At 57.5% G+C, this 22,155-nt stretch carries 23 protein-coding genes and 1 riboswitch; of the genes, 5 read left to right on the forward strand and 18 right to left on the reverse strand.

The genetic code is table 11. The annotated features are described in order from the left end of the window. Position 1: 1 nt before the first annotated feature. On the reverse strand, positions 2–451 hold the full coding sequence (locus JQR90_RS11240) for a YcgN family cysteine cluster protein (RefSeq protein WP_010794722.1): 450 nt from the start codon (positions 449–451) through the stop codon (positions 2–4). 297 nt (positions 452–748) lie between these two features. Between JQR90_RS11240 and JQR90_RS11245 the strand changes: the two genes are divergently transcribed. Then, positions 749–1,345 carry a nitroreductase family protein gene (locus JQR90_RS11245; RefSeq protein WP_010794723.1) on the forward strand — a complete coding sequence of 199 codons (597 nt, stop codon included), beginning with the start codon at positions 749–751 and terminating at the stop codon, positions 1,343–1,345. 45 nt (positions 1,346–1,390) lie between these two features. On the opposite strand, the gene JQR90_RS11250 is transcribed toward JQR90_RS11245, so the two are convergent. The 3 genes from JQR90_RS11250 to rnd are packed head-to-tail and all read right to left on the reverse strand — an operon-like array spanning position 1,391 to position 3,804. Further along, the gene (locus tag JQR90_RS11250) at positions 1,391–2,323 is read right to left on the reverse strand and encodes a D-2-hydroxyacid dehydrogenase (protein WP_010794724.1); all 933 of its coding nucleotides are present in this window, start codon (positions 2,321–2,323) and stop codon (positions 1,391–1,393) included. A 42-nt stretch (positions 2,324–2,365) separates the two neighbouring features. Beyond that, complete coding sequence (locus tag JQR90_RS11255; RefSeq protein ID WP_010794725.1) at positions 2,366–2,659, reverse strand: YcgL domain-containing protein; 294 nt, start codon at positions 2,657–2,659, stop codon at positions 2,366–2,368. Positions 2,660–2,676: 17 nt separating this feature from the next. After that, entirely contained in the window at positions 2,677–3,804 is a 1,128-nt protein-coding gene (gene rnd, locus JQR90_RS11260) for a ribonuclease D (RefSeq protein ID WP_010794726.1), read from the reverse strand. A gap of 409 nt (positions 3,805–4,213) precedes the next feature. On the opposite strand from rnd, the gene JQR90_RS11265 reads away from it, so the two are divergent. Next, a complete protein-coding gene (locus JQR90_RS11265) occupies positions 4,214–4,693 on the forward strand; it encodes a hypothetical protein (RefSeq protein WP_010794727.1) in 480 nt (159 codons plus the stop codon). Between the two features lie 141 nt (positions 4,694–4,834). After that, complete coding sequence (locus tag JQR90_RS11270; protein ID WP_010794728.1) at positions 4,835–6,130, forward strand: outer membrane protein transport protein; 1,296 nt, start codon at positions 4,835–4,837, stop codon at positions 6,128–6,130. A gap of 43 nt (positions 6,131–6,173) precedes the next feature. On the opposite strand, the gene JQR90_RS11275 is transcribed toward JQR90_RS11270, so the two are convergent. The 10 genes from JQR90_RS11275 to cobO are packed head-to-tail and all read right to left on the reverse strand — an operon-like array spanning position 6,174 to position 14,980. Further along, positions 6,174–6,908 (reverse strand): adenosylcobinamide-GDP ribazoletransferase, encoded by a 735-nt coding sequence (locus JQR90_RS11275; protein ID WP_010794729.1) that lies wholly within the window; start codon positions 6,906–6,908, stop codon positions 6,174–6,176. Beyond that, the gene (gene cobC, locus JQR90_RS11280; protein ID WP_434140006.1) at positions 6,893–7,471 is read right to left on the reverse strand and encodes an alpha-ribazole phosphatase; all 579 of its coding nucleotides are present in this window, start codon (positions 7,469–7,471) and stop codon (positions 6,893–6,895) included. Before cobC ends, JQR90_RS11275 begins: the two co-directional genes overlap by 16 nt. Continuing rightward, entirely contained in the window at positions 7,468–8,523 is a 1,056-nt protein-coding gene (cobT, locus tag JQR90_RS11285) for a nicotinate-nucleotide--dimethylbenzimidazole phosphoribosyltransferase (protein WP_434140007.1), read from the reverse strand. Before cobT ends, cobC begins: the two co-directional genes overlap by 4 nt. Further along, positions 8,520–9,041 carry a bifunctional adenosylcobinamide kinase/adenosylcobinamide-phosphate guanylyltransferase gene (gene cobU / locus JQR90_RS11290; protein ID WP_434140008.1) on the reverse strand — a complete coding sequence of 174 codons (522 nt, stop codon included), beginning with the start codon at positions 9,039–9,041 and terminating at the stop codon, positions 8,520–8,522. Before cobU ends, cobT begins: the two co-directional genes overlap by 4 nt. Next, positions 9,038–10,495: a cobyric acid synthase gene (locus tag JQR90_RS11295; RefSeq protein WP_434140009.1), complete on the reverse strand. Its 1,458-nt coding sequence runs from the start codon at positions 10,493–10,495 to the stop codon at positions 9,038–9,040. Before JQR90_RS11295 ends, cobU begins: the two co-directional genes overlap by 4 nt. Further along, positions 10,492–11,481 (reverse strand): threonine-phosphate decarboxylase CobD, encoded by a 990-nt coding sequence (gene cobD / locus JQR90_RS11300; RefSeq protein WP_434140010.1) that lies wholly within the window; start codon positions 11,479–11,481, stop codon positions 10,492–10,494. The genes JQR90_RS11295 and cobD overlap by 4 nt, the downstream gene beginning before the upstream one ends. Further along, complete coding sequence (gene cbiB / locus JQR90_RS11305; RefSeq protein ID WP_434140011.1) at positions 11,474–12,382, reverse strand: adenosylcobinamide-phosphate synthase CbiB; 909 nt, start codon at positions 12,380–12,382, stop codon at positions 11,474–11,476. The genes cobD and cbiB overlap by 8 nt, the downstream gene beginning before the upstream one ends. Beyond that, a complete protein-coding gene (gene bluB / locus JQR90_RS11310; protein ID WP_313548816.1) occupies positions 12,379–13,044 on the reverse strand; it encodes a 5,6-dimethylbenzimidazole synthase in 666 nt (221 codons plus the stop codon). The genes cbiB and bluB overlap by 4 nt, the downstream gene beginning before the upstream one ends. Further along, positions 13,041–14,342 (reverse strand): cobyrinate a,c-diamide synthase, encoded by a 1,302-nt coding sequence (locus JQR90_RS11315; RefSeq protein WP_181123686.1) that lies wholly within the window; start codon positions 14,340–14,342, stop codon positions 13,041–13,043. The genes bluB and JQR90_RS11315 overlap by 4 nt, the downstream gene beginning before the upstream one ends. Next, positions 14,339–14,980 (reverse strand): cob(I)yrinic acid a,c-diamide adenosyltransferase, encoded by a 642-nt coding sequence (gene cobO / locus JQR90_RS11320; protein ID WP_010794738.1) that lies wholly within the window; start codon positions 14,978–14,980, stop codon positions 14,339–14,341. The genes JQR90_RS11315 and cobO overlap by 4 nt, the downstream gene beginning before the upstream one ends. A 117-nt stretch (positions 14,981–15,097) precedes the next feature. Then, a riboswitch (cobalamin riboswitch) is annotated at positions 15,098–15,296 on the reverse strand. 215 nt (positions 15,297–15,511) lie between these two features. On the opposite strand from cobO, the gene JQR90_RS11325 reads away from it, so the two are divergent. Continuing rightward, a complete protein-coding gene (locus JQR90_RS11325; RefSeq protein WP_010794739.1) occupies positions 15,512–15,877 on the forward strand; it encodes a YggL family protein in 366 nt (121 codons plus the stop codon). A gap of 55 nt (positions 15,878–15,932) precedes the next feature. Here the strand turns inward: JQR90_RS11325 and JQR90_RS11330 are convergent, their stop codons facing one another. Further along, positions 15,933–16,853, reverse strand: coding sequence for a restriction endonuclease (locus tag JQR90_RS11330; RefSeq protein WP_434140012.1), 921 nt, complete (start codon positions 16,851–16,853; stop codon positions 15,933–15,935). A gap of 507 nt (positions 16,854–17,360) precedes the next feature. On the opposite strand from JQR90_RS11330, the gene JQR90_RS11335 reads away from it, so the two are divergent. Continuing rightward, entirely contained in the window at positions 17,361–18,227 is an 867-nt protein-coding gene (locus JQR90_RS11335; RefSeq protein WP_010794741.1) for a metallophosphoesterase family protein, read from the forward strand. Between the two features lie 6 nt (positions 18,228–18,233). Here the strand turns inward: JQR90_RS11335 and JQR90_RS11340 are convergent, their stop codons facing one another. From JQR90_RS11340 to JQR90_RS11350, 3 genes are read right to left on the reverse strand one after another with little or no spacing between them, the layout of a single operon-like run. Next, a complete protein-coding gene (locus JQR90_RS11340) occupies positions 18,234–20,477 on the reverse strand; it encodes a molybdopterin cofactor-binding domain-containing protein (protein WP_434140013.1) in 2,244 nt (747 codons plus the stop codon). Beyond that, positions 20,474–20,956 (reverse strand): (2Fe-2S)-binding protein, encoded by a 483-nt coding sequence (locus JQR90_RS11345; RefSeq protein ID WP_010794743.1) that lies wholly within the window; start codon positions 20,954–20,956, stop codon positions 20,474–20,476. The genes JQR90_RS11340 and JQR90_RS11345 overlap by 4 nt, the downstream gene beginning before the upstream one ends. Next, entirely contained in the window at positions 20,953–22,155 is a 1,203-nt protein-coding gene (locus tag JQR90_RS11350) for a c-type cytochrome (protein ID WP_230382247.1), read from the reverse strand. Before JQR90_RS11350 ends, JQR90_RS11345 begins: the two co-directional genes overlap by 4 nt.

Genomic DNA, 22,155 nt, shown 5'->3' on the forward strand with positions numbered 1-22,155 from the left:
CTCAGCCCGCCCGAAAGATCATATAGTCTTCCCAGTCCTCTTCCGCTACCTGGGTTTCACTCAGCATGCGGCCCGACTGGGAGATTCCGGCATCATGTACGGCGCTTTCGTCTCCCGAGACCAAGGGATGCCAGAGCGGCAGGTCCTTGCCTTCTGACACCAGGCGATAGCCACAGGTGGGCGGCAGCCACTTGAATTCATCAGCCTGTCCTGGGGTGAGCTGAATACAATCAGCCACAAACTGCTTCCGTTCGGCGTAGCGGGTGCACTTGCAGGTTTTCAGGTCCAGTAATTTGCAGGCGATACGCGTGTAATACACGCTGCCATCGTCCTCATCCTCCAGCTTTTGCAGACAGCACAAGCCACAGCCGTCGCATAAGGACTCCCACTCCCCCTGGTCGAGCTGGTCTAGGGTCTTGCGTTTCCAGAAAGGTCGAGTGATATCAGCCATGAACGTAGTCGGTTGCGAAAAGCGCGCAGTCTAGTCCTCATGCACGAATCGGCCAAGCACCGCTCGTGCAGCTTGTCGCCGCAGCCTTCTGGAGGTTAACGTTACAGGGCTTCTCCAGATGCGCAGCTCATGGGCCTGCCTGAGCGTAAAATGTGACGAACCCATGCGCAGGCGAAACAGCATCCGCGGCCAGAATGGCTGAAGTCAGGATGATGGCTTCTGCATGGCGTGCCTCATATCATTTCCTTCAGGCCGAACCAGGGCGACGCGTAACACTTTACCTGCATAGGACGTCACATGACCGCTAGCACTCGTGTTCCGCAGTATGAAGTCGACCCGCAATTCGTCCAACGGTGGTCTCCCCGCGCCTTCAGTGATGCCGCTATAGAAGAAAACCAGTTGATGAGTATCTTCGAGGCCGCTCGCTGGGCGCCCTCGGCCTACAATGCTCAGCCCTGGCGCTTCCTCTATGCTCGCCGTGGCTCTGCGCACTGGGATACCTTTCTCAAGCTGATCAGTGAATATAACCGTAGCTGGGCACAACATGCTGCGGCGTTGGTCATCGTCTTGTCCAAGACCACCTTCGTACCGCCCGGCGGTAGCGATGAGGTTCCGCTGGGTAGCCATAGTTTTGATACCGGCGCAGCCTGGGGCTTCATGTCGCTACAGGCTGGCAAGCTGGGCTTTCATACCCACGGGATGGCAGGTATCGAGTACGACCTAATTCGTCAGGAGCTGAAAGTACCCACCGATCTCAAGATCGAAATGGCAATTGCCATTGGCAAGCTGGGCGACAAGTCGTCTTTGTCTGAGAAATTACAGGCCCGTGAGCTGCCTAGCCCACGTCGGCCAGTCGAAGAGTTGGCTGCCGAAGGCCCTTACACTCTCGGCTAATGCCGCCACAGAGCCGGCTTACGAATAGGCCGGCTCTGCACGCAATCAATACCCTTGCTTGAAATCCACCTGCCCTTTCAATGCCTCTCCATTGCGGTAGCGGCTCAGGTTTTCAAGAAAGAGTCGGGCAATATAAGGGGGCGAAGACACTGCCGCGGTATGGCTGGTAATGATCAGTCCAGGCGCCGACCAGAACGCATGAGTCTTAGGCAGCGGCTCCTCTCGAAAAACATCGAGCACGGCGCCGGCCAGGTATTTCTGCTCCAATGCTGTTACCAGATCGGCATCCACAACGGCAGTGCCACGTCCTGCATTTACGAACAGTGCCGAAGGCTTCAGTTGTTTGAACAGGTCAAGCGTATAGAGATCACGCGTATGCGAAGTGTCAGGTAAAAGGTTGATGAGGTAGTTAGCTTTCGAGGCCTCACGACTCAGGTCCTCAAGACCATGCACGTCAAGAAAGCCGGGCAGTGCGCGCGGGCTTCTGGCAATACCGTAGAGCTCAACTCCAAAAGGCGCTAGAAAGCGTGCTACATCCTGGCCAATGTCACCGGCCCCGACAATCAGAACACGTCGCCCTGCCAGCGAGCCGGGGGTGCAGGCTTCCCAAAGTCGATCCGCCTGTTTTCGAGCGCGCTCCAAGAGACATCGCTCATGGGCAAGCAGATAGCCGAGCACATACTCGCTCATCAGCTGCCCGAACACGCCCACTGCGCGCGTGAGCACATAGTCCTGTGTTAACCCGGAGGCCAGTAGCGGCCGGATGCCCGCCCAGGTGGACTGAACCCATGAGGGCTTGAGCCCCTGATCCAGAAGCTTTGCGACGAGATCTGGCTGCCCTAGCCAGATCTGGCACTCGGCAGCCACGCCTGCCACCTTTTCCGGATCATTACCTCCGACTATTTCCAGAGAGGCGTCCAACCCATGCAACGCGGTGAAATAGTCCTGATAACTGTCTTCCAACAACAAGAAACGCATGATCTGGTCTTTCCTTGACAAGCAATGGTGATGACTGTCGCGTTACATGGGGTCGTTCATACGCAGCAAATGCTCAGGCAGATGCTCAATGTACTCCTCCTGAGGTGGTGGCATCTGCAGGTGATAACCCTGCTTCTCCAAATTTTCCAAAACCTTTGCAGTGTCTTCGCGCTCCAGCTGTCGTTCCGGCGTAAGAACGAATTCAAACGTAAGCTGAGGGGTACCAAAGGCTGCAATCAACCCTTCTGGTACGCGAGCAAGCCCGTCACGCTTGTCGACGTAGAGGTACATTTCGCTTTTGCGCGGGCTTTTGTAAATGGAACAGATTCGTTTCATGGGTACTCCGGATAACATCAGGTTCGCAAGGCAGCTAGGCGATCCAGCAAGGCCTGCCCCATCAACTCGCGGCGCCATCCGCGCAGCGTGTCGGGTAAAACATATTGACCATCCGGCCAGCCACTCTTGATCAAGGCTTCCAGTACTTTCTTTCGCAGCATGAGTTCAGGCGCCATGGTCAGGCGCTCAGCTTCACTCTGGCCAATGAGACGAAGGTCCTTCAGAATCGGCGAGATTTCCGGAGGCAGCGGCTCGGATAACGGCTCAGGCCATTGATCCGGAGACGTCTTGGCGGCCTCGCTGATCAGCTCGATCAGGTGATCGCCGTATTGACGTACAGTACGAGGATGCATGTCATCGATACGGGCCAGCGCGACCTTGTCCTTGGGCTGAAGTCGCGCCAGAGGCCACAGGGAGCGCTCGCGCACAATACGATTGCGAGGCTGGTTACATAACCTTGCCTCCTGCTCGCGCCACGCACAGATGGCCCTTAGCACAGCCAGCTGCTGACGCGACAGGCGCCAGCCCAGCTTGACATCTTTATACGCCTGATAGGGGTCCGACTCCTGCTTAAGGTTGGCTACCAGCTCACGGCCATCTTCCAAGAGCCATCCCCGCTTCGTCTGATCCAGGCGCTCAGACAACGCCAGATACAATTCCGCCAGATGCTCCACGTCAGCCGCGGCATAGCGCTCTTGTAGCTCCGTCAGTGGGCGCTGAAGCCAGTCCGAGCGTGTCTCGTCCTTGGGCAAGGCGATACCTAACAGTTCGTGTACCAGACGCGAATATCCCATCGAATGACCCAACCCCAAATAGGCAGCCGCCAGCTGCGTATCGAATAGCGGCTCGGGGAGGCTTCCGGTCAGCTTGAGCAGAACCTCAAGGTCCTCACTGCAGGCATGAAGGACTTTTGTGACCTGCTTGTCTTCCAACAGCCCAGACAACGGCGCCCAGTCACTGATCGTCAATGGGTCGATCAGAAAAGCGCCCTGCCCGTCGCCGACCTGAAGGAGGCCCGCAATGGGATAGAAGGTATCGACCCGCATGAACTCGGTGTCGAGCACGATGAAGGGCAAGGTGCGCCAGAACGCGCATTGTCGAGCAAGGCTGGCATCGTCTTTGAGCCATTGGATAGCAAGAGCCACGTAAATCCTCCAGTACTGTTACCGGAAGTATATCCATCCTGAAGCATTCAGGCAGATCAAAGGCCCAGATTAAGCCGCTTAATGCTTATCAAGCGTCCCGATTTGCCACATTTGAGGCGCTTCGTTGTCTTAGAACATAGGGCAGGCTGCACGGCATGACCAGACAGGCACCAGCCTGCCGAGGCGACCGCCATCCGAACCTGGCGGCATGAGTCTAACGTGACCAAGCGGAATATGGGCAGGGATGAAAACTTCAAAATCGTCTAAGGGCTTAGGTTTACGTGCGAAACTTAAAGCTAAACTTGAAGTTCAAGGCCTAACGTCAAGAGAAGTCGGGGCTACACGAAAACAACATCAACCGACCAGGCATTCGACTCGAGCGGGTCATTGTCTTAGTGATGAGGTAGCCATGGGAATCGCTGCATGCGAATTGAGTCAGTATGTTATTCGTCCCACCCTGGTCTATCTAGACCGCTATTCCCTGGCAGCAGAGGCCATGCTGCTGGCCACCGCCGCCACGCAGTCTGCGCTAGGCGCCACGCTTGAAACACAGCAATACCACGGTATTTACCGAATTTCCGCCGAACGGCATGCCGCCCTCTGGGATTACTATCTGGCCCGCGACCCTGAGCTGGCCAGCCTTGTCCGAGGCCTCGCCAGTCAACATGCCTTTTTCGGGGCGCCTCATCTGGAGCTGACCGTCAACCTTCGTTATGCCACAGCAATCGCCTGGCTCATGATCGAAGAATCACGCCTGCCCTTACCGGAGCCTGACGACCATCAGGGGCAGGCCCGGTTATGGCGTAAGGTTTTCAATCCTAGAGGCCGTCTTCACGACTTTCACATGGCCTGGCAGCGCTGCAGCGAGACGTGGAACCAGGTAGCCTGAGTATGACCCGGTAGTCTTTTTTGAATAACGGCCAATAGACTGTTAAAACCTTTTTTGAGCGATACGCTCGTCGTGGCTGTTGGTAAAAGGTCACCGTTCTGATAGTTTCCGCCCGCGTCATCTTCTGGAGTTGCGCTAACAATGAAAACAACAGGGTTGAAAACAGCAATTGCGCTGGCTGTCGCCAGTTTTTCTAGCCTTAGCCTTGCCAACGGCATTGCCATCAACGAGCAAAGCGCCAGTGGCATGGGGACTTCCTTTGCCGGTCGTTCGTCCTCTGCATTGGATGCTTCGACCGTTTTTGGTAACCCGGCTGGCATGTCCAAGCTCAAGCGTACTGAAATCAGCGGCGGAGCGGCCGTAATTGATGCCAGTAGCGATTTTAGTAATGTGCGTTCGAATGCGCGTGGCACCAACGAAGGGGATATGGTGCCAACATCCGCCGTTCCGTTCGGCTACGTTGTAACACCACTTAATGATGATTGGCACTTTGGTCTGGGTATCTATGTACCCTACGCGCTGATCAGTGACTATGAAAATAGTTTCCAGGGTCGTTATCACGGATCGTACAGCAAGGTTGAGGTCATTACAGTCCAACCAACGCTGAGCTACAAGATCAATGACCGCGTATCCGTTGGCTTTGGCCCTACGATCAACCGAATAGCAGGCAAGCTGGAAAGCAACTTGTCCCTTGCGCCCTTGGGCGGCGGTGATGCGGAAGTTAAAATCAAGGGCGATGATGTTGCGCTGGGCTACAACATTGGCGTGCTGGCCGATGTAACGGATCAGTTAGCGGTCGGGGTCACCTACCACTCCAAAGTGAAATACAAGTTGGAAGGCCATACCAAGGCCAGTGGCGTGTCCAGTCTATCTCCCGTCGTCAATCGTCTGATCAGCCCGCTGAATGGCAAGTACGATGCCGAGCTGGATATCACTACCCCTGAATCGCTGGATACATCCTTTACTTACAAGCTTGACGATCGCTGGACACTATACGGTGGCGCAACCTGGACCCGCTGGAGCCGTCTGGACAAGCTGGAAGTACAAAACAGTGGAACACCTACAGTACCTACTCTGGGCAATGTCCTTGGCACAGTGGATGAAGAACTCAAATGGCACGACACTTGGTCCTATGCCATCGGCGCTTCCTATCAGCTGAACCCCCAATGGGTACTGCGCACTGGTTTCGCAATCGATCCGTCGCCAACCGACAACGAATACCGCAACGTGCGTATTCCGGTGGGTAATCGCAAGACCGTATCGATTGGTGCAGGCTGGTCTCCTTCGCCTGATCTGACCGTTGATGTTGCCTATGCCTACCTGTGGGAAGACAAGGCCTCAATCAATCGTGAAGCGACTGCTTTGCAGCCGGCCTACAGTGCCAAGGTTGAAAACAGCGCCCATGGCTTGGCCGCTCAGGTCAGCTATCGCTTCTGATAGACACGTATGAAAAACGCCGCCCTTGAGGCGGCGTTTTTATTCAGGTACTCGTCAGGGCTAACGCAACCAGAACACCGCACTCAAGCAACTCGACCAGCGCACCCGCCGTATCGCCAGTAGTCCCGCCCAGGCGTGTCATGAATGCTCGACGAAGCCACAGAAAGAGCAGCACTGCCATCAGCAAAGCGATCAGGCTTTCTCGTATCACGAGCAACATGACGATGACATGGGCGGCCAGTACAAGGCGCAGCAACCGCTTCGGCATGTGATCGACCAGCACCTGACCCAAGCCTCCCGGCCTTGCGTAAGGGGTCACGAGTAGCAGCCCAGGCAGCGCAACTCGCGCAAGCCAGGGAACTAGGAGGACGGCATCCAACTGGTGGTGCTCAAGCAGTACGAAAAGCGCCGCGAACTTGAGCAAGAGCACAATGATCACCGCAACGACCGCCATCGGGCCGGAGCGAGGGTCCTTCATGATTGTCAGGGTGCGTTCACGGTCACCAAAGCCACCGACCCAGGCATCTGCCGTGTCCGCCAGGCCATCCAGATGCAGCGCACCGGTCAGCGCGACCCATACAGCTAGAACAATAGCGGCCTGCAATACCGGAGCCGCTTGCCCGAGCAGGTTGCCAAGCAGCCATAAAATGGTACCCACCAGCACGCCTACCATGGGGTACCACAATAAAGACTCACCGGTTTTCTCGGGTGGAGGCATGCCGGGCAGGCGTACCGGCAGACGAGTCAAGAACTGCAGGGCAATCAGGAAGGGCAGCATGGTGGGTACGTGTCGCTCAAGGCAGACGCCTCAAAAGCATGAAGACTGGCATAAGGAACTTCTACTTGAAGCAGATCCTTACGAGGTAGCCCCTGCTGCCGAGCCAGCAACAACCGGATAACGCCGCCATGGGTTACCACTAGCGCGCTCGTATCCGCTGTACGCCTGACTATACGCTCCATGGCGCCTAGGACACGCTGTTCGAACGTGGCCACCGGCTCTCCATGGGGCGGCGTAAAACTGTAGGGATCAGCCCAGAACTGGCCTAGGGCATCAGCCTGACCCTCCATCAGTTCGGCAGCGGTACGCCCCTCCCAATCGCCAAAGTCCAACTCGCGCAGGTCAGGCTCAAGTTTGCACTCTACCCCCTGCCTACCTGCCAGCCACTCAGCAAAGGCTCGGCACCGCTCAAGGGGTGAGCTGATAATCAACTCCCATGACGGTAATGCCTGGACCGCGGCCTGCATACTGGACCAGCCCTGCTCCGAAAGCGGATGATCCAGACGCCCCCGAAAACCACCCGGCCCTTGTGTCTCACCATGTCTCAACAGAAACAGGCTCATGCCGGGCGATCCGATACGCTGGCCTCGGCAAAGGTCGCCATTTCGCCATGCAGGCGACACGCCAACTGAAGCAAGGGCACCGCCAATGCCGCACCGCTTCCCTCCCCCAGACGCAGCCCCAGCTCAATCAGCGGCTGAGCGTTGAGTGCTTCAAGCACAAGTGCATGGCCCGGCTCGGCTCCGCTGTGAGCAAACAGCAGCCACTCCCGCCCGGTGGGGCTCATTCGTACGGCGCACAAGGCGGCAACAGAGCTGATGAACCCATCGACCAATGCCGGAACCCCCTCCTGCATGCAGGCAAGGTAAGCGCCGGTCAACGCGGCAATCTCGAAGCCACCCAGACGGCGCAACACCTTTAGCGGGTTACTCAATGACTCCGCATGGCGTAGCAGACCACGCTGGATAACCGCGACCTTCAAGGCGATGCCATCTGCATCGAGTCCGGTTCCCGGCCCCGTCATCGCGAGGGGTGAAGCTTCCAGCAATGCACAAGCCATAGCGCTAGCCGCCGTAGTGTTGCCAATCCCCATCTCACCACCGATAAACAGCTGAGCGCCACTTGCCTTGGTTTTCTGGACGCTGTCTCGTCCTGCCTGCAGAGCTGCCTCGCATTGAGCAACAGTCATGGCCGGCTCGCGAGTAAAGTTGGCCGTACCTGGACCAAGAGGACGATCAATAACGCCTGGCAACGCCTCCATTGGCTCAGCGGTTCCCAGATTAATGACCTCCAGCGGAGCCTTGAGCGAACGCGCCAGAACGCTGATGGCAGCGCCACCGCCAACAAAGTTGCGCAGCATTTCGCCTGTCACCGCCTGAGGATAGGCCGACACCCCTTCCTCCACCACACCGTGATCCCCTGCGAAGACACTGATTGCCACGTGCTCGATAACAGGCCGTTCACATCCCTGCATCGCCGCCAGATCAATCGCAACCTGCTCCAGCAGCCCGAGTGCGCCACGCGGCTTGGTAAGCTGCGCCTGGCGGGCCGTCGCCAACTGGCGGGCCCGCTCATCCAATGGCTGACAGGGTGCCTGCCACCAGTACTGCGTCATAAAGAAGCTCCTTTGAGCGTCATTGGCAAACCTGCCACGGTCAACACAACACGATCACATTGCTCGGCCAGCGCCTGGTGCAGCCAGCCCGCCTCATCGACATAGCGCCGGGTTAGCTCACCCAGCGGCACTACTCCCATGCCAGTTTCGTTGCTGACCAGAATGATATGGCCTGGTAGTTCGGATAGGGCTTCCAGCAAGGCCGCTCGCTCCCGGGCAAGCATAGTGGCATCCTCTGCCATTAGAAGATTGGTCAGCCAGAGGGTCAGGCAATCCACCAGAAGACAGCGCTCAGCCGAAGCATGAGCTCGCAGCACCGCAGCTAGATAAAGAGGCTCTTCCACCAATCTCCACTCAACGGGGCGGCGGTCGGCATGCTGGGCAATTCGGGTACGCATTTCGCTGTCCCAGGCCTGGGCCGTCGCAATGTAGATGACATCCAGACCTGAGTCAGTGGCCAATTTTTCTGCAAGGCGACTCTTGCCCGAACGCGCGCCCCCCAGAATCAATTCCTTCATTGGTTTATTCCACATAAAGCACGCAATTTCGCGGTGTCCAGATGCTGGTCGACCAAGTCCGCCAGCCGTTCGAGATCGCGCTCGCGCAAAGCATGGTAGTCGACACGCTCAGGAGTAGTCAGCCCCGCCCAGCGCAACAAGGCGGTGCACGCATCAGGCGACTCGAACAACCCATGCAGGTAGGTTCCCATGATCAGCCCGTCTTCGCTCAGTGCGCCATCGCAGCGACCATCATCCAGGATAATGGCAGGTCGCTCCAAGGCGGTCCCTTCGGTGACTCCCGCATGAATCTCGTACCCTGTTACGGCAGACCGGGTAGCCGCCAGGCACCCCGCGACATTACGGAGTTGTTTTTCAGCGGCCAGCTCGGTGTTCATGTCGAGCACGCCCAAACCTGTGCTGTCACCTGGATCACCTTCCAACCCGAGCGGGTCACTTACGGTACGGCCCAGCATCTGATAGCCGCCACAAATACCCAGCACGCGTCCTCCATAACGGAGATGCCGTTGGATATCAGTATCCCACCCCTGTTTGCGCATGAAGGCCAGATCGCCTCGCACGCTTTTTGACCCAGGAAGAATGATCAGGTCGCAAGGCGGTAGCGCCTGACCTTGTCTTACAAAACTGATTTCGACTTGGGGATGCAGCCTTAACGGATCGAAGTCAGTGTGGTTGCTGATGCGTGGAAACACCGGCACCACCACTCGGATAACCTCGTCCCGCTTGGCGATCTGTCGCGTATCGACCGCATCTTCGGCTTCGAGATGCAGGTCGTGCAAGTAAGGCAGAACACCCAGCACCGGCTTGCCCGTCCGCGCTTCCAGCCAGTCCAGGCCCGGCTTGAGCAATGCAATATCGCCGCGGAAACGGTTGATGACGAAACCTGCGACACGCTGCTGCTCCGACTCGCTAAGAAGCTCTAGCGTGCCCACGAGATGGGCGAAGACACCGCCCCGGTCGATATCAGCGATCAGGATAACCGGGCAGTCCACGCGCTCGGCAAACCCCATGTTGGCAATATCGCCTTCACGCAGGTTGATCTCTGCGGGCGAGCCTGCTCCTTCCACCATGATCACCTCGTATCGGCCGGCCAGACGCGCATGGGATTCCAGCACCGCCTCGCGAGCGATACGCTTGTAGCCGTGATAGGTCTTGGCATCCATCGTAGCCACTGCACGACCATGAATAATGACCTGTGCGCCGATGTCCGTATTGGGTTTGAGCAACACGGGATTCATATCTGTATGCGGCGCGATTCCACAGGCTTGGGCCTGTACAGCCTGGGCGCGCCCTATCTCACCATGGTCTGCCGTGACGGCACTGTTGAGAGCCATGTTTTGTGGTTTGAACGGTACGACAGCCACTCCCTGGCGTTTGAGCCAGCGGCATAAACCGGCGACCAAGGTGCTCTTGCCGGCATCGGAGGTGGTGCCCTGCACCATCACGGTTGTCATAAGGAATCCTTGTATGCCTGCAAAGCCAGGGTGAGTCGCGTCCACCCGGCTTCATCACCGGGAAGACCAAAGCGGATGCCCGCTATTGAAGGGAAAAAACGCGTGAGGATGGCTCGTCTGGCCAGGAACTCATGAAGCGCCTCAGCATCGGGTCGAGACAACCATTGAAACAGACCGCACCCGCCATCAGGGACCAGCTCGTGAGCGGTCAATATATCAGCCAGGCGCTGCCCTGCCGTCGCAAGCCTCTTGCGCTGCCGGTCATGACCACGCTCATCGAGCAGAATTTCACGTGCCACGGCCCGAGCTGGACCACTGACTGTCCAAGGGCCCAAAACATCGTCCAGTCGCTCCAGCAAGTTCGCCTCAGCCAGCACAAAGCCCAGCCGGACGCCTGCAAGACCGAAGAATTTCCCGAAGGACCGCAGTACGATCAATCCTGGCCGATCCGTCCATGAAGCCAGACTGTATGCGGGAGAGAGATCCATGAACGCCTCATCCACGACTAGCCAACCACCCCGGTGAATCAGATTGGCATGCCAGCGGAGCAGCCGCTCAGGCTCGATAAGCTGTCCGGTAGGATTGTTCGGGTTGACCAGCACCAGGACGTCAAGCGTGCTCAGCGTTGCGTCTACATTGCCCAGTGACAGGGGTACAACACAATGCCCTGCTCGCTCCCAGGCCTGCTCGTGTTCAGCGTAGCAGGGTGCCAATACGCCTATTCGCCCCTCAGGACGAAGTGTGGGGAGAGCCTGGATGGCCGCCTGCGAGCCGGCAGCAGGCAGCACCCGTGGAGCCCTGTAGTAACAAGTAGCAGCCTCCTCCAGGCCGTCGTTTGTCTCGGGCAGACGCGCCCAGGCTGATAACGGTATGTGGGGTATTGGCCAGGGCATAGGCGCAAGCCCTGTCGACAGGTCCAGCCAATCCTCCAACGCGATACCATAACGCTGCGCAGCCTTGCGCAGACGTCCGCCATGCTCAAGCACTGATCACGCCTCCCAGCACGATAACTGCCACCCAGAGTATGACGCCCCGACGGACGAGCAGCATTGCCATATCGATACTGTGCGCTGTGGGTGCAGGCCCCAATCCCAGAATAGGCCGATCATGTAGCTCGCCGTGATAGCGCGCTGGACCACCCAGTGTCACGCCCAGCGCACCGGCGCCCGCCGCCATGACCGGACCGGCATTGGGACTGTCCCAACGAGGCGCCTGTGTTCGCCAGCAATGCAGAGCGGAGCCAAAGTTACCCAACAGTGCATACGTCAATGCCACCAGACGCGCCGGCACGTAATTGAGCCCATCATCTATGCGTGCAGCCGCCCAGCCAAAGCGTTCGAAGCGGGTATTGCGATAGCCCCACATGGCATCCAGCGTATTGGCCAAGCGGTATAGAACAACACCCGGGGCGCCTAACAGGACAAACCAGAAGAGAGCCGCAAAAACAGCGTCGCTTCCGTTTTCCAGTACGGATTCTGTACCTGCCCGCGCGACAGCCTCTTCATCCAGCTCACGGGTTTCCCGGCTGACCACATAGCCAACACGCCGCCGCGCCTCCTCCAGGTTATTACGCCGTAGCGCCAGCGCGATGGGCTTGGCATGCTCGCCCAAGCTTTTAAGGCCAAGCGTGAAGTACAGCGCCAGCGCCTCAACCAGCCAGCCTACGTAGGGAATCTGATCGAGTAGCGCTACCAAGACGACCCACGGTAGTACAGCCATGCACCAGGCCGTCAGCCCGTGACTGCGCCAGCCGCCACCGCCTGGATTGAAACGGCGCTCCAGCGCGTTTGCCCACCGACCAAATCCCACCAGAGGATGCCAACGTCGAGGCTCGCCCAGTATCGTATCCAGCAGCACACCTAAAAAGGTGGTCAGGGCCAGAATCATGTCTTTTCAGTCTCCTTGACAGAACCCCAGCGGTTTTCAAACACGAGCTCATCCAACGGGCGAGCCGTTCGCCAACCCTCCTCGACCAGCATGGGCTGATTGTAGAAGGCCTCGACAGGCCCAAGACACAGGATGGCCAGCGGCTTGCTGCCTTCAGGCATCCCCAGCAGTTCAGCCACCGCAGCCGGGTCGAACAGCGAAACCCACCCCATCCCAAGCCCCTCCGCCCGGGCGGACAACCATAGATTCTGGATCGCACAAGACAGCGATGCCACGTCCATTTCAGGCAGCGTACGGCGTCCGAAGATATGGGCTTCTCGCCCCTCCATGAGGGCAGCCACCAGCAGCTCGGCACACTCCTTTATGCCCTCCACCTTGAGCCGCATGAACTCATCGCTACGCTCACCCAGCGCCTCTGCCGTGCAGACACGCTCGGACTCGACCAGCCGGTAAAGCTCGGCACGCAGCTCCTGATCAGTAATGCGCATGAAGCGCCATGGCTGCATGAGGCCTACGCTTGGCGCTTGATGAGCAGCGCTCAACAGCCGCCGCAGCTGATCCTCCGGTACATGGCCGCCACTGAAATGACGCATGTCACGTCGTTCGGCGATAGCACGATAGACGCCGGCCTGCTCGGCGGAAGGAAAGGCGTGAGGATTCATGGTGCTAGCAGGGCAGCCGCCGTTTCGGGGGCGGATGGCATGTAGAAGTGAATGTAGCTGGCAGTCAGGCGGCCCTGTTGGAACACCGACTCCGCCGTGGCCTTGCCATTGGGGCAGATACCACGCAACGTTGGAGCCAGTGGCGATTCCAAGGATGAGTGATGATACGTATGGCCACGCAAGGTGCCGCTATCGAAGGCAACGCTTTGCAGCGCCAGTGCAGTAAGACGTGGCTGCAAGGTAGCTTCCCCTTCGAGAAGTCCAACCATCTCGCCCTGCTCGCCTGTCTTGTCAGCCAGGCGCTCCAGCAGATAGAGCATCCCCCCGCATTCGGCCAGAATGGGCTTGCCTGCGGCATGATGCGCCCGAATAGCAGACTGCATGGCGGTATTTCCAGACAGCTGTTGAATATGTAATTCAGGATAACCGCCCGGCAAGTAGAGACTGTCTACTTCCGGTAACTGCTGGTCCTGCAACACTGAAAAATGCCGAATCTCAGCGCCCATAGCGCGTAGAAGATCAAGGTTCGCCTGATACAGAAACGACAGTGCCGCGTCGCGTGCAACCCCGATGCGCACATCAGCCAGCAGCGGTTCGACGCTCTTCTTCATAGGGGCCTGAAACAGCACAGGCTCCGGTAGTGAGGTATCGGCACTGGCAGCAATGGCATCGGCCGCAGCGTCCAGACGTGCATCCAGATCCGACAACTCGTCAGCCTGGATCAGCCCAAGATGCCGGCTCGGCAACTCGATACCCGAGTTGCGCGGCAAGGCACCAAACCAGCGCATACCGCTTGGCAAACTGGCCTTGAGCAGCTCGGTCTGCCGGGCGCTGGAGCCACGATTGGCCAGTACGCCAGCAAAGGGCAGATCCGCCTGATAATGTGCAAGACCGTAGGCTAATGCCCCAAAGGTCTGCGCCATGCCGGTCGCCTCAATAATACCCAGTACCGGCACATTGAAGCGACGTGCCAGGTCCGCACTAGACGGCGTGCCGTCAAACAGCCCCATGACGCCTTCGATAAGGATCAGATCAGCTTCGCCTGCCGCTTCCCATAGCAGCCGGCGACTTTCTTCTTCCCCTACCATCCACAAGTCAAGCTGGTACACCGGCGCACCGCTCGCACGGGCCAGGATCATGGGATCGAGAAAGTCCGGGCCGCACTTGAATACACGGACCTTGCGGCCCTGTCTTGTATGCAGACGTGCCAGGGCTGCCGTTACACTGGTCTTGCCCTGGCCGGAGGCCGGCGCAGCAACCAGGAGCGCCGGACACCGACGATGATCATGCAGGTTCAAAATTCGATTCCTTTCTGGGCGCGAATGCCGCTCTGGAAGGCATGCTTGACCAAGCCCATTTCACTGACGGTATCAGCCGCATCGATCAGCGCCTGCGGTGCACCGCGCCCCGTTACGACAACGTGTTGGGAGACCGGACGCGCCTCGATATCCGCCAGCACGTCTTCAACTTTCAGGTAGCCATGCTTGAATGCGATATTCAGTTCATCAAGCACTACGAGTGCTATTTCAGGATCACTCAATAATGCTTTGGCCACAGCCCAGGCACTGGCAGCGTTTTCGATGTCCCGTTGACGATCCTGGGTCTCCCACGTGAATCCCTGGCCCATCACATGGTAACGGACCTCCTCGGGGAACCGCTGGAAGAACATCTGCTCACCGGTACTGACGCGTCCCTTGATGAACTGTACGACGCCCACTTTCAGTCCATGCCCCAAGGCTCGGGCCACCATGCCAAAGGCAGAGCTGCTCTTGCCCTTGCCGATACCGGTGTGTACCAGCAGCAAGCCTCGCTCATTCTGTGCATTGGCGATCCGCTCGTCCATGACAGCTTTCTTACGGACCATTCGCTCACGGTGGCGCTCATTTCGCGCATCATCGACAGGTAACGAGGTGGGGGTTTCCGGGGTATCACTCATGACGCTCTCCTTCAGGCAAGGGCTGAGGCGAACGGAAAGATCTGCTCCGCAAGGATACAGACGAGGCAACGACGCACAACGCCATTAGCCCTGTGCGACGATCAATGCCCTCCGCATTGCCGTGTAACGCCTGAGGCCGGTCTCCGGGCTCGTGAGCGGAAAAAACTCCTCCGCCGCGCCTTCCCAGACAGCTGTCCAGTGGCCTGTGCGACGTTCAACTCACCTACCGTTGCGGGGGCAGCGCCGGCTTGCTACCGGCTTCCCTGTTTCACCTCGTCGACCCATGTCACGAGGCACCTCAAGCAGACGCGCAGGTTACGGGCAAGCCCTGGGAGCGTCAACGAAAGTCATGGCAAATGGGGATAAATCTTTGCGCAGAAAATCCACCGGCGCGACAGATTCATTTCGCTTTATCGTCACCGCGCTATCATATTTGATAGCCATGCTGGCTGAAGCTGGTGATAATGCGCCGCTTTCCATCCAGTCAAACCCTTTGGCTGGCCATGAAGTTATCGAGCTACAGGTCTCCCTATGTCCGAATCTACTGCCAACGATCCCCGTCTTAGCCGCATGAAGCGCCGTATCCGCAAGAAGCTCTATCTGGGCGAGTTCCAGGAACTGGCATTCGAGCTCAAGGCTGATTTCAAGGAATCGCTTGAAGACGAAGCGCTAGAAGCGCTGCTGAGCGATTTCGTCGATTTCGTCGAGTCCCGTAACCTGGACTACATGGGTGGCTTCGGCGAAACCTGGATCGAAGGCACTATCATGGCAAACAAGCGCTACGGCTCGCCCACCGAGGAAGACCGTCAGGCCCTGACCGATTGGCTCAAGGCACGCAAGGAAGTGGCAAGCGCTTCTGCCAGCGAACTCTACGATGCCTGGCACTTTGAAGAGTAACAGGCCATCGTGAAAAGCCCCGGCCAGTGCCGGGGCTTTTTTATTTCTGCTGCGTTCAGGAGGCTGGCCAGTAGATTCGCGTCAAGGGAATCAGAGATTTCAGCTCCAGATCCAGAGACTCGTAATGCACCAGAAGCATGTCGACTAACTGATCCATGTCCATCAGAGCCACCAATTGACCGGCGCGCTCGGCCTCATAGATAGCCTCCTGGCTGAAGCCGCATGTACTGACAAAAATACCCTTGTCGTCAGCCTTCAGACAGTTCAGAAGCTCTCGCAAAGTCTCACCGCCTACGGCACCTTGACGATGCTGAACCTGGACCTTTACATGAGGGGGATGCAGACCCAGGCCATCCAGGGAAGCCTCGATAGCCAGGCTGCCGTTGGACGCAGGAGGCTGTTTGGTGATAAATCCCATGGCGCGTACCAGACCGGATACCAGCTGGATGATCTGCGCCTCGGAAAGACGATCGAGCCGATCAGCAATCAGTTCGCGAGCCTGTGCTTCCATATCCTGTCGAACACTCAGGATAGTGTCGGCCTCCTGCTCGCCCGGCTGAAAATCACCACGGCTGAGTGAGTCGAGCTGCTGCCAAATTTCCTGGCGCAACTGACAGCCCTGCACCGCACTCAATGCATTGCGCGCCTTGACGCTGAGCTGCGCACGGGGAATCTGTGCATACCACCTGACTTGTCTCAGGTTGGGCCACTCCTCGCATTCACGCGGATCATAGCTGTACCCACCTGTAACATGTCCCAGCCAGTACTGACGCGTCCTATGGTCATACACGACTAAGGCATCGCCTACCCTAATGTCGTGGGTTAGCGTCTTGAGCGCCGACGCCCACGTGTCCAACATTGACTCACTATGCTGGGTCGTATACTCGGAAAGCTTGATCTTGATTGCCTTTTCATCCGGATAAGCCCGTAGATCGCCCAGCTTGGGCCAACCCAGCGCAATTATCCCACGGCGCAACGCCTCGTTAAGCGCGCCCTTCTACCTCAATCTTCCACGCTTGATTCATAGCGATGCGCTTCCATTAACCTGCAGACGCCTCCTGTTTGAAGGTACCCGCACATTCTGGTGAGAAATCAGTAATCAGGTTTGTAACCAGACCAAAATCCGGGAAGCGATGACGTCTAAAACGCCCGTGATGTGTTAAATCGTGAGCCATGAAGTACTGCTAATCGTTGATAGGGACAAGCAGCGGCAGCAGATTACTGCTCAATGATGAGAAACTGTCTGCAAGTTTTTGGATAAAAACGTCACATATTTTTCCTTGCCCCATGCGAAGGGACATTGGTGTCGTTTTTCATCGATAATGCCGTTTGAACGTTTAAACGAATAACGGCTAACTCAAGACGCCCATGCAAGTGGAATTGCCTAACCACTTACAGCCTCTTAACCGTTAAATCAGGCCAGACAATCGAATTCTCGCCGCCCATTAGCGTCGTAACTTCACACTGACAGCATGCATTTCCCATGACAACGATTCTGCAAATCTCCGATACTCACTTCGGTACCGAACAACAACCCGTACTTGATGCGCTGGAAGATCACGTACGTGAACATGGCGCCGACTTGCTGATTCTTTCAGGAGATATCACACAGCGAGCCCGTGACAAGCAGTTCGAAGCCGGGCTGGCTTACGTGCAGCGTCTTGAGAAATATGGCATTCCAGCTACCCTGGTAATACCAGGCAACCACGACATTCCGCTTTATAACCTCTTTGCCCGCTTCATGACGCCCTATGCCAACTACCAGCGTCATTTTGGAAGCGACCTTGAGCCTACCTATGAAGATGAACATCTTCTGGTCATTGGGTTGAACACTACGCACCCCAAGCGGCGCAAGGACGGAGCGGTTACATCCGAGCAGATTCAACGCGTCGTCGACCGCTTGAACAAGACCTCAAAGGAAAAGCTGCGCATCGTTGTAGCACATCAACCCTTTGGCGCCATGGTTCTGAGTGACTTGAGCAATCTGCAGGGCGGCGCAGGAGATGCGCTTACCGCCTGGGCTGACGCCGGCCTAGACTTGGTAATGGGTGGCCATATCCACCTCCCTTATGTTCTTCCTCTAAGCGGCCAGTACCCTGAGCTTTCCCGAGAGATATGGATTGTGCAGGCAGGCACGACGCTCTCCTCTCGCGTACGTGGCAGTGCACCCAACTCCTTCAATCGACTGATCGTAGGCAACGGTGAAACCAAATGCGTTGAGGTAGAGCGCTGGGACTTCATCGACAAGCGCTTTACGGTTGCCGAGCGCTTCAACCTGACCTGGAAGGCAGAAGAGCAGGCACTGGAGACGGATCGCCATGAGGTCCTGGTGCCCGGCGGTCAGCAGTAAGAAGGCTTATGCGTGCATGGCATTGGTCAGGCGCGCTCTTGTCAGAGGTACCTGCCGCAGCCGTAACCCTGTCGCATCGAATACCGCGTTGGCAATAGCGGCAGGCACTGCAGCAGACGTTGCTTCACCTGCCCCAACAGAAGGCTGGTCCGGCTGATCGAGCAAGACGATGTCAATCTCTGGTACTTCATGAAAGGCCAGCACGGGATAGGCTCCCCACTCAAGACTGGTCACACCGGTAGGGTTGAACGTCACTTCCTGCTTGAGTGTACGGGCGATCGCCTGAATCACATTCCCCTCAATCTGATTCCTAACACCGTCCGGGTTGATGATGAGCCCGCAATCATGGGCAACCGTCACGCGTCTGACCCTTACTCCGGCTGAGCTGACATCCACATCGGCGACTACGGCCACATAGGCATTTTCATTCTCGTATTGAACGTAACTGATCCCGCAGCCCTGGACGGATTGGCCTTTCCATCGATCAGGACCCTGCTGTCGAGGCGTCCAGCGAGCCTGCCGGGTGGCCGCTTCAAGCACGGCACGGCCGCGAGGATCCTGCAGATAACGCAGTCGAAACGCCAAGGGATCAACCGACACGGCCCAAGCCAGCTCATCCATGAAGGATTCATTGGCAAAGGTGTTTGCTACCGCTCCCAAACCACGCAGTGCAGAGGGCCGTAGCGGCGAACTCAAGGGGTCGATCCAGTGCGTTTCAACCCGACAGTTCACGAGGGTATAACTGGTAGGCGCGTTACGGCCTCCCCCCGCGTTGGGCCCCTGGACGGCCAGTCCCCGGGAGAGCTGTCCGGCCAACAGAGAGGCAGCTCCCGCCTTGGCGCTGGGCCGGGTGACATGGGTAGGCGTCCAGTTCTGGAAGTGCCATGCCACAAGGTCACCGGATTCGTTCATCCCTCCCTGCAGCTGCATCAGCATAGCCGGACCCTTGGGGTTCCAACCGTGCTCGTCAGCCCTGGACCACTGCACACGTACCGGACGACCACAGTGCCTGGACAGCAGCGCAGCATCACCCGCGACATCGTCTGCCCCATTATGTCCATAGCATCCTGAAGCTTGGCTATAAATGACATGCACGGCGTGTTCGTCAATGCCTAGCAGATTGGCCAAAGCCGACCGTAACGGATAAATGCCTTGAGTACCCGACCAAATGGTTGCCGCGCCAGCTCGTACATCGGCAATAGCGCACGAAGGGCCAATCGAGTCGTGGTTTTGAAAAGGCCAGCGGTACTCAGCCGAAATAACCTGGGCGGCTTGTCCCATATGCTCGATGACATCTCCCTGCTCGACCAGCACCTCAGGCTCGCCGGCCACATGGCGTAAGCGGCCGTACAAATCGCCAGGGTTTGGCAACGTGGAGGTATAGCTCCACGTCACTTTGAGCGCACGGGCAGCCTGCATGGCCACCCATTCCTGTTCTGCAACCACACCCACGAAGTTGCCTTCATAGACCAGTTGCGCGCCTGCCGGTAGTTCACTGGCATCAAGGTGCTCGACTTTTAATCCATCCAGACGGCTGGCACCCGTTATCGGAGGACGAATCACCCGCCCATGCACCATACCCGGGACAGTTAGGTCATGAACGTAACGAAACTGACCGAAGACTTTGGCAGGAATATCTACCCGCGGTATGGATTGACCAACGACTCGATAGCTTTCGACTGCTCGAACACTAGCAGTCTTATCTACAGAACGTTCAAAGGCACCCTGCGTCAGCAGGTCGGAATAACGAACATAACGACCTGTTGGATCGCCTCGGTAGACCACACACCCATCCACCGTATCGAGCACCGACGTATCGAGCCCCAGGCGACGTGCACCCTCATTAAAAAGATAATGCCGGGCTGAAGCGGCAGCCTGACGCAATTGGGCACCACCCACCTGAATCGTCTTGCTCCCTGCTGTGATGCCCTGGTTGGGCGTCAACTGTGTATCACCCTGAATCAAACGAGTAGATTCGAACGAGACGCACAATTCATCCGCCACGATCTGGCGCAATGCGGTCTCAACCCCGGTTCCCAGCTCCACCTTGCCGCTATAGATAATGACGCGGCCATCCTGGCGAATAGCCAACCAGGCGTCGAGCTGCCTGGCGTCCAAGGTTTTCTGCATCTGCTCAGCCGAAAGGTCAGGCGTCAATAGCTCGGCAGCCCGAACACCGTTAAAGCTGAACCCTACCACCAGAGCGGATAAACCCTGGAGAAAACAACGGCGCGACACCAGAAAAGTCATAAGCGCTCCTCGCCCTGGCGCATGACGCCTGCGGCACGCTGGATTGCCTTGACGATGCGCGTATGTGTTCCACATCCACACAGATTACCGACAAGCGCCCGTTTGACCTGCTCGTCGGTTGGCGAGGTGTTTTGAGAGAGTAATGCCTGTGCACTCATCAACATGCCTGGAATGCAATACCCACATTGCGCGGCCTGCTCATCGATGAACGCCTGCTGCAGAGGGTGTGGTCGGTCTGGTGTGCCCAGGCCTTCAACGGTCACGATAGCCTGACTTGCCAGTGAGCCGACCGGCACGCAGCAGGAGCGTACAGGGCGACCGTCTGCCAGAACCGTGCAAGCCCCGCACTCACTAAGACCGCATCCGAATTTAGGGCTCATGATGCCCAGCTCGTTGCGCAGCACATACAACAATGGCACCTGCGGATCGACATCGACCTCGTAAGCCGCGCCGTTGACATTCAATTGATGGATTGTCATTGCCCGGCTCCTGCTTCTCGTTGACGGGCTACATCCTGAGCCGAAAACACATGGGTATGGCCACCGAACCGGTGGCCGATATAAGTGGCCAGACTCGCAATCTGATCATCATTCAAGAATGCGCGATAGCCGGGCATAAAAGCCTCATCCTGCATCCCCTTTCGCTCAATCCCTTCAAGCATGACACGAATGAGGTTCGTTCCATCCGGGTCGCGCACAGCCGAGTAATTTGGAAAAGAGCGCGGATAAGGCCCTCCCAGCCCTTGTCCATCGGGATGATGACAGCTCTCGCATAGCGACACGAATAACGCTTCGGCGTCTGTATTGCCCTGCGCTTCCGGCTTCACGCTTATTTCGGCATGCGTCGGTACGGTGCCCGGCTTTGCAGGCACGCTACGCAAATACGCCACCATGGCCCGCAGGTCTTCATCCGTCAAAAACCGCAGGCTACCGCTGACAACCTGTGCCATGGGTCCGCCCGCTACCGCCTCCCCACGCTGATGACCATTTCGCAAGTAATTCATCAGCTTTTCGTCACTCCAGCCACCGATACCACGAAGGTCAGACGTGATATTCCAGGCCGTCCATCCCTGCTGGCGCGCACCGGCATAGTGTAGAGAGCGATCCAGCCCCTGACTCCAGGTACGGGGCGTATGGCACTCCCCACAGTGCCCTAGCGCCTCGCTCAGATAAGCGCCACGGTTGATCTGTTCGTTCGAAGAAACCTCGTTGAAACGGCCTTCACGGAAATTGAGTAGCTTCCAGCCCTTGATGATCCAACGCTGATCGAAAGGAAAACGCAGCTCATTGGCAGGCGGCGTATAGACAACGCTTGGCCGGGACCTTAGATACGCAAGGATGGACAGAACGTCATTACGGGATAATTGGGTGTAAGCCGTATAGGGAAACGCCGGGTACAGATGTGCGCCATCAGGCCGTATGCCTTTATGCATGGCATTGAGAAACTGGTCGTCGTTCCAGGCACCGATACCAGTCGTGTTTTCAGGCGTGATGTTAGTAGAGTAAAGCGTACCGAAGGGCGTGATAAAGGCTACGCCACCGGCGAAGGGCAAGCCGTCCTTACGGGTATGGCAGCTCTGACAGTTTCCCAACTGTGTCAGGTATTCGCCCCGCTTCGCATCAATGCTTGCGCCCTCTCCCGCCCAGACAGGACCATTGAGCGTGGCGAGTAACAACAA

Origin of the sequence: Pseudomonas sp. JZ114, from assembly GCF_051027705.1 — a bacterium.
Classification (GTDB): Bacteria; Pseudomonadota; Gammaproteobacteria; order Pseudomonadales; family Pseudomonadaceae; genus Chryseomonas; species Chryseomonas luteola.

Excerpts from the sequence above, each read along its gene's own strand:
- JQR90_RS11240 (WP_010794722.1), bottom strand. The coding sequence starts at position 451 with ATGGCTGATATCACTCGACCTTTCTGGAAACGCAAGACCCTAGACCAG.
- JQR90_RS11245 (WP_010794723.1), top strand. The coding sequence starts at position 749 with ATGACCGCTAGCACTCGTGTTCCGCAGTATGAAGTCGACCCGCAATTC.
- JQR90_RS11250 (WP_010794724.1), bottom strand. The coding sequence starts at position 2,323 with ATGCGTTTCTTGTTGTTGGAAGACAGTTATCAGGACTATTTCACCGCG.
- JQR90_RS11255 (WP_010794725.1), bottom strand. The coding sequence starts at position 2,659 with ATGAAACGAATCTGTTCCATTTACAAAAGCCCGCGCAAAAGCGAAATG.
- JQR90_RS11265 (WP_010794727.1), top strand. The coding sequence starts at position 4,214 with ATGGGAATCGCTGCATGCGAATTGAGTCAGTATGTTATTCGTCCCACC.
- JQR90_RS11270 (WP_010794728.1), top strand. The coding sequence starts at position 4,835 with ATGAAAACAACAGGGTTGAAAACAGCAATTGCGCTGGCTGTCGCCAGT.
- JQR90_RS11275 (WP_010794729.1), bottom strand. The coding sequence starts at position 6,908 with ATGCTGCCCTTCCTGATTGCCCTGCAGTTCTTGACTCGTCTGCCGGTA.
- cobC (WP_434140006.1), bottom strand. The coding sequence starts at position 7,471 with ATGAGCCTGTTTCTGTTGAGACATGGTGAGACACAAGGGCCGGGTGGT.
- cobT (WP_434140007.1), bottom strand. The coding sequence starts at position 8,523 with ATGACGCAGTACTGGTGGCAGGCACCCTGTCAGCCATTGGATGAGCGG.
- cobU (WP_434140008.1), bottom strand. The coding sequence starts at position 9,041 with ATGAAGGAATTGATTCTGGGGGGCGCGCGTTCGGGCAAGAGTCGCCTT.
- JQR90_RS11295 (WP_434140009.1), bottom strand. The coding sequence starts at position 10,495 with ATGACAACCGTGATGGTGCAGGGCACCACCTCCGATGCCGGCAAGAGC.
- cbiB (WP_434140011.1), bottom strand. The coding sequence starts at position 12,382 with ATGATTCTGGCCCTGACCACCTTTTTAGGTGTGCTGCTGGATACGATA.
- bluB (WP_313548816.1), bottom strand. The coding sequence starts at position 13,044 with ATGAATCCTCACGCCTTTCCTTCCGCCGAGCAGGCCGGCGTCTATCGT.
- cobO (WP_010794738.1), bottom strand. The coding sequence starts at position 14,980 with ATGAGTGATACCCCGGAAACCCCCACCTCGTTACCTGTCGATGATGCG.
- JQR90_RS11325 (WP_010794739.1), top strand. The coding sequence starts at position 15,512 with ATGTCCGAATCTACTGCCAACGATCCCCGTCTTAGCCGCATGAAGCGC.
- JQR90_RS11335 (WP_010794741.1), top strand. The coding sequence starts at position 17,361 with ATGACAACGATTCTGCAAATCTCCGATACTCACTTCGGTACCGAACAA.
- JQR90_RS11340 (WP_434140013.1), bottom strand. The coding sequence starts at position 20,477 with ATGACTTTTCTGGTGTCGCGCCGTTGTTTTCTCCAGGGTTTATCCGCT.
- JQR90_RS11345 (WP_010794743.1), bottom strand. The coding sequence starts at position 20,956 with ATGACAATCCATCAATTGAATGTCAACGGCGCGGCTTACGAGGTCGAT.